This window comes from Cytobacillus sp. IB215665 (genome assembly GCF_033963835.1).
In the GTDB taxonomy this organism is placed as follows: Bacteria; Bacillota; Bacilli; order Bacillales; family SM2101; genus Nanhaiella.
Map to the genome: position 1 here is coordinate 120,596 of NZ_JAXBME010000015.1, position 6,477 is coordinate 127,072.

The 6,477-nt window shown below is 35.0% G+C and carries 6 protein-coding genes; all 6 read left to right on the forward strand.

Features of this window, described 5'->3' with window-relative positions; translation table 11 throughout:
- Positions 1–205: 205 nt before the first annotated feature.
- The 6 genes from tenA (at position 206) to SLH52_RS17085 (ending at position 6,389) form a co-directional block, all read left to right on the forward strand.
- Positions 206–889, forward strand: coding sequence for a thiaminase II (tenA, locus tag SLH52_RS17060; RefSeq protein WP_320210474.1), 684 nt, complete (start codon positions 206–208; stop codon positions 887–889).
- A gap of 147 nt (positions 890–1,036) precedes the next feature.
- Positions 1,037–1,618, forward strand: coding sequence for an ECF transporter S component (locus tag SLH52_RS17065; RefSeq protein WP_320210475.1), 582 nt, complete (start codon positions 1,037–1,039; stop codon positions 1,616–1,618).
- Positions 1,619–1,632: 14 nt separating this feature from the next.
- Complete coding sequence (locus SLH52_RS17070) at positions 1,633–3,102, forward strand: ABC transporter ATP-binding protein (RefSeq protein WP_320210476.1); 1,470 nt, start codon at positions 1,633–1,635, stop codon at positions 3,100–3,102.
- Between the two features lie 11 nt (positions 3,103–3,113).
- On the forward strand, positions 3,114–3,914 hold the full coding sequence (locus tag SLH52_RS17075; protein WP_320210477.1) for an energy-coupling factor transporter transmembrane component T: 801 nt from the start codon (positions 3,114–3,116) through the stop codon (positions 3,912–3,914).
- A 25-nt stretch (positions 3,915–3,939) separates the two neighbouring features.
- Positions 3,940–4,749: a hydroxyethylthiazole kinase gene (gene thiM, locus SLH52_RS17080; protein ID WP_320210485.1), complete on the forward strand. Its 810-nt coding sequence runs from the start codon at positions 3,940–3,942 to the stop codon at positions 4,747–4,749.
- A 734-nt stretch (positions 4,750–5,483) separates the two neighbouring features.
- A complete protein-coding gene (locus tag SLH52_RS17085) occupies positions 5,484–6,389 on the forward strand; it encodes an SDR family oxidoreductase (RefSeq protein WP_320210478.1) in 906 nt (301 codons plus the stop codon).
- The last annotated feature ends 88 nt before the right edge of the window (positions 6,390–6,477 follow it).

A 6,477-nucleotide genomic window follows, 5' to 3' on the forward strand; every position in this document is an offset into this window, starting at 1 on the left:
GTGGTTTTTGTTTTCTAATGCCTTTATAACAAAGCTATTTATTCATGAACTTTTACTATTTATTATAATTATGTTTTGTTATATGCGAAAACAAAGACAAGGATAGGCAATATGCTGTCAAGAAATTTTCCACTTCATCTTTTGTATCACAAGGGTGCCTTACTCTTAGTGCAGCGAATGTTATAAAAGAAGGGTGGAATTTATCATGAAGTTTTCCAAAAAAATTAGAGAAGAAGCAGACCAAATTTGGCAGAAGAGTTTTGATCATCCATTTGTGAAAGAGCTTGCAGATGGGACATTATCATTGGATCGCTTTCGCTATTATGTTCTACAAGATTCTTATTACTTAAGTCATTTTGCAAGAGTGCAAACATTAGCAGCATCACAAGCAACTGATCTAAAAATAGTGAGCCAAATGGCATCTCACGCGATCGGTACGAATGAAGCTGAATTATCTCTTCATAAGAACTTTATGGTTCAGCTAGGTATCACCGAAGAAGAAAAAGCTAATTTTAAACCAGCACCAACAGCATACGCATACACTTCTCATATGTATCGTGCAGCACATACTGGGCATATAGGCGACACGATTGCTGCTTTGTTACCATGCTACTGGTTATATTATGAGATTGGAGAGCAGCTTGTTCATGCAAATCCAACTGAACCTATATACCAACAATGGATTCAAACATATGGTGGTGATTGGTTTCGCAAATTAGTTGAAGAAGTCATCGATTTGCTTGATGACATTGCTGATCAAGTAACAGAAGCTGATAGAGAAAAAATGCAGGAGCACTTTATCATTAGTAGTCAATATGAATTAATGTTTTGGGAGATGGCATATACACAAGAAACCTGGCCTATTTCAGCAATGTCAACATCCAAATAAAGCATGTTAGACAGGTGAGAAAATTTTGCTAAGGTCTCTTATCTAATATAAAACGATGACAATCGCAAAATTCTCGTTTTTGGCTTGTAATTTTGGAAAACAACTTAGAGCGTTTTTGATTGATATTAAAGATAGGAGGAAATAACTATGAACAAAGGTTTAAAATTAACTGATATTTTAGTTACAATAGTCATTGCAATCGTATTTGGAATCGTATACAAATTATGGGGAACATTCTATGAAACGATAGGTGCATTTGGATTACAAGTAGATCAGCTTGCATATGGAATGTGGTTTATAGCAGCAACTGTTGCCTTTTTGGTTATTCGTAAAGCTGGTGTGGCAATTATTGCTGAAATGGCCGCTGCATCTGGTGAATTTATCATGGGATCTGAATACGGATTAGAAGTAATGCTATATGGGTTGTTACAAGGATTAGCTGCAGAACTAATATTTGCTGCAGCGCGTTATAAACGCTACGATATCTTAATTGCATCACTTGCTGGTGCTGCATCGGCAGTAGCATCAATAGGGATGGATTATTACAAAGGGTATATAGGTGATTTAGCAGCGTGGAATTTAACTTTATTCATTGGATTCCGAGTAATCAGTGGGATTATAATAGCTGGTGTTTTTGCATATTATCTCGTTAAGGCTTTGGAAGCAACTGGTGTTACAAACTTAGTTCGTCCTGCATCAAAAGAAGACTATGATGCGTTGGATAAGTAGTTGAGGTGTTATAAATGCAAGAAATCACAAGTGTGAAAAACTTACGTTTAAAGTTTACTGGGAGTGCATCTTTATTATTTAAAGATGTCTCCTCTTCTTTTTATGAAGGGGAAAAAGTATTAATACTAGGACCTTCGGGATGCGGTAAATCTACGCTTTTGCAAGTGTTATCAGGAATCATTCCAAATTCAATTGAAGTACCTATTAAAGCTGATGAAATTATTACACCAGAATCATGGGGATATGTTTTTCAAGATCCGGACACGCAATTTTGTATGCCTTTCGTTGATGAAGAAATTGCATTTGTGTTGGAAAATTTGAGGGTTAAGCGCAAGGATATGCCCGAAAAAATTCGAGAATATGTAAGTATGGTGGAGCTTGAAGTAGATGACCTCCATACATCAATACAAACGTTATCAGGAGGTATGAAGCAACGCTTAGCAATTGCTTCAGTGATGGCCCTTCAACCTGAAGTATTGTTTTTAGATGAGCCGACGGCTATGCTTGACCCAAAAGGGACCAAACAAATATGGGATACGATAAAAGATGTAAGCCGTGACAAAACGGTTATCGTCGTTGAACATAATATAGACCATGTATTAGATTTTATCGAACGAATTATTTTGTTTAATGAACATGGAGAAATCGTAGCAGATGGTCCTAAAGAGTATGTGCTGTCTACATATAAACAAGAGCTAATTGACCAAGGTATATGGTATCCTGATGCTTGGCATGACTATATTGACAGAACAACAAAGCAAATTCCTACTGTACCTGTTTTGGAAGAACCATTTGTTAGCGTATCACAATTCAAAGGGTATCGTGGAAAAAATGTAAAAATTGATATAAACAACGCAAATATTTCTGAGGGTGAATGGATTACGATCGTTGGTGAGAATGGTGCTGGCAAAAGTACGCTACTTCACTCACTTATGCAACTGATAAAAACGACAGGTAATTATACAATTGAAGGAAGACAAGTAAAGGAAATAGGTAAATTAACCGATTACTTAACATTTGTTTTTCAAAATCCCGAATTTCAATTTGTCACAAATTCAGTCTATGATGAAATTGCCTTTTCATTGCACTTAGATAAGCTGGATGACCATGCAATAGATGAAAAAGTGACAACCTTGTTGCATGAATTTCGTTTGAATGAGCAAAGAGATCAACACCCATATCAATTATCAATGGGGCAGAAGCGTAGGCTAAGCGTAGCTGCTGCAATTGTTAAAGAACAGCAAATTGTGTTGTTAGATGAGCCTACCTTTGGGCAGGATGCAAAAAATACATTTGCAATCTTAGAGCTAATCGAGCATTGGCGTAAGCAAGGAACGATAGTTTTAATGGTTACACATAGCATGGAAATCGCGAAATACTTTGCGACTAGGGTTTGGCTGGTTGATGATGGTGAACTTATTTTTGATGGTACTTCTCAACAATTTTTCCAAAGACAAACGAAAGAATTATCAATCAGCAGATAGGGGGGGAAGTCATGCAATTTGATTTTACCTATAAAGAAACTTGGCTCCATAAAATTAATCCTAGTTTAAAATTGATCACCATGATGATATTATTTTTGTCAGTTTTATTAATCCATAACATTAACTTTATGATCAATTATACGATTATTACACTAATATTGTTTATACTATTTTCTGGCCATCCATTGAAAAGGGTATTGCTTATTTTCATCCCTTTTATATTTATTTTTGTTACAACAGCAACGTCAATGATTTTCTTCGGTAAAGGGGATACGACGTGGTTTAAATGGGGACTTGTTCATATTACAGAAGAGAGCTTCTTTCGTGGGCTTCATATAGGATTTCGAGCATTAACCTTTGCTTGCCTTGGCATCACTTTTGCTTTGACGACTCGACCGGTTTTCCTTTTTTATTCGTTGATGCAGCAATTGAAGCTCTCACCAAAATACGCTTATAGTTTTATGGCTGGCCTGCGCCTTATCCCAATTATGATCGATGAGTTTCAAACAATACGTTATGCAATGAAAGTTAGGGGAGTGGAATCAAAGCGTGGGATGAAAGGTTTTTATGAAAAACTTCGTTCTTATGCTATTCCGATGTTGTCACAAAGTATTCGTCGTGCACACCGCATTGCAGTAGCAATGGAAGCAAAGAGATTTTCACAAGTGAAAAATAGAACATATTACTATCACATATCATTTTCCAAATTTGATATATCATTTGTCATTTACTTTGTTACGATGATTTCTGTTGCTTATATCATAAGTAACCAGTATCCATATTTTCCAATTACAGATGTGAGGTACAATTAAACGATATTAAAGGAGGATTTTTATGATGGATATTGCAAGTATTGTTTCAGCCTTAAATAAAGTAAGAGAACGACAGCCACTTGTGCATAATATTACTAATGTTGTCGTTACTAATTTTACGGCTAATGGGTTGTTAGCAGTTGGAGCATCGCCAGTGATGGCATATGCAAAGCAGGAAGTTGCGGATATGGCAAAAATAGCTGGTGCACTCGTCTTAAACATTGGTACCTTAAACGAAACTGAGATTGAAGCAATGATTATAGCAGGAAAATCAGCAAATGAACATGGTGTGCCAGTCGTGTTTGACCCAGTTGGTGCTGGTGCAACAGCGTATCGAACAGAAACAGCTAAGCGTATTATAAACGAAGTACAGGTAGCAATCGTACGTGGAAATGCTGCAGAGGTTGCAAACGTCATTGATGAAAAATGGAATATAAAAGGCGTAGATGCTGGAGAAGGTGCTGGTGATGTAGTAGATTTAGCAAAAAAAGCAGCACTAAAATTGAATACAACAGTTGTCATTACAGGACAAAGTGACATCATTACTAACGGAAAGACGACTTATATTGTGAACAACGGTCATCAATTGTTAACAAAAGTTACTGGAACAGGCTGTTTACTCACTTCAGTGATTGGTGCTTTTGCAGCAGTAGAACAGGATATTGTTAAAGCAGCGGTATCGGCAGTGGCCTATTACGGTGTTGCTGCAGAAGTAGCTTATGAGAAACAAGGCATGAATGGTGTTGGCAGCTTCCAAATTGAATTGCTGAATCAATTATATAAAGTCAATAAAGAAGAATTAGCAAATAAGGTTGTCTGTCATAAAGAACAATAATTCACGGTTAACAATTATGTAGGGTGTTATTCTCTATTTATTTTATCTGACTAGTATTCTTTAAAGTGCATTACATAATGGTCAATACTGTCGATAAAATAACATGTTGAATATAGTAAATACTTTGCTAACTCGGTGCTTTTCGTAAAACTTAGTGCTTTTCTCACTTATATTTGAGTAATTTATGTAATAACTATTTTTTTCCGTCTTTTGAGAAGAAAAGATGCAGACTTGTTTAGCTCGTATTTAACAACAAAACACTTATTTATCCAATTACCACATACTTCTATGATTGTGAAAAATAAAACCGCCCTTTTAAAAAAGGGGGGTTTTTTTATGTATGATTTTTTCGTAAACTTCGTGTGTATTACATAGTACAAATAGCAACAATCAATGCGAAAACACCCTTTATGCAACAACTTCCCACTTCAAATAAGTAACAAAAGCAAGCTCAGTAAAAATGATGACAAATAATTTTTTCACTTGCACATAGTGAAAATTCAAGTGTGCATAAAATATGAGAATACTGAGATGTTTTATAGTATTAATATTTTGAAAATATCAAAAAAGGATTAAAATATGGGTATAATCAATAATGAGTATGCTCATATTTTATGAATAGTAAATAAATGTGTTGTTAAAGAATTATTTGATCGGTTTTTATCGTTATTCGCTTTTTGTGAAATATAAATATAGTTCTTATTAAATTGATGAAATTGTTGGAGGTGGAGGTAGTGGAGAAGGTTTTAGTTGCTGGAGCAACTGGTTTTTTAGGACGTCACGTAGTAAAGGCTTTAAAAAAAGAAGGTTATCATGTAAGTGTCCTAGTTAGGAATAAAGATAAGCTGAAACGACGAGGTAATTATATGGAACCAGCAATTGATAAAGAAGTGGATCGTGTTATAACCGCTGAGATTACGAAGCCAATTACGCTTGAAGGGGTCTGTGAAGGAATAGATTATGTTTTTTCTTCAGTTGGTATTACAAGGCAAAGGGATGGTTTAACATTTCACGAAGTTGATTATGAAGGCAATACCAATTTATTGAGGGAAGCAGAAAATAGCAATGTGAAAAAATTTATGTATATTCACGTACTCCGTGGTGATGTTTTTGAAGGACCTATGACAGAAGCGAAAGAAAAGTTTGCTAAAGAGTTAATCCGTTCTAAATTGGTGCATTTAGTTATTAGGCCAACAGGTTATTTTTCTGATATGACTGAATTCCTCAATTTAGCTATAAAAGGTAGAGCTTTTTTAATTGGTAAGGGAATTAATAAATTGAATCCTATTCACGGAGAAGACTTGGCAAAATTTTGTGTGGAATCTTTTAAACTATATTCTAGTGAGGTTTTGGATGTAGGGGGACCTGAGATACTAACCCATCAACAAATTGCTAAAATGGCTTTTAAAGTTATAGGAGAAAAAGAAAAGATAACTTACTTACCAACAGTATTATTTCCACCCATGTTAAAAGTCTATAAAATGATAAATAAGCAACAATACGGTATATTTTTATTTTTTTATCAAGGAATGACTCAAAATATGATCGCTCCTAAATATGGTTCCTTGTCGTTGGAAGATTTTTTTGTACAATATTTGAACAAAAAAATTGCGACGCATTCCCCTTCAAAATCTATTTGATTTAGTGGGGGTTAGTCGCTAAGGTCTTCATTCACCTTGTTCTTCAATGTATTTTTTTATTATGTCAATGGTAGCTCCTCCTGTAGTT

Coding starts and splice junctions, on each gene's coding strand:
- tenA (WP_320210474.1), top strand. CDS start 206: ATGAAGTTTTCCAAAAAAATTAGAGAAGAAGCAGACCAAATTTGGCAG.
- SLH52_RS17065 (WP_320210475.1), top strand. CDS start 1,037: ATGAACAAAGGTTTAAAATTAACTGATATTTTAGTTACAATAGTCATT.
- SLH52_RS17070 (WP_320210476.1), top strand. CDS start 1,633: ATGCAAGAAATCACAAGTGTGAAAAACTTACGTTTAAAGTTTACTGGG.
- SLH52_RS17075 (WP_320210477.1), top strand. CDS start 3,114: ATGCAATTTGATTTTACCTATAAAGAAACTTGGCTCCATAAAATTAAT.
- thiM (WP_320210485.1), top strand. CDS start 3,940: ATGGATATTGCAAGTATTGTTTCAGCCTTAAATAAAGTAAGAGAACGA.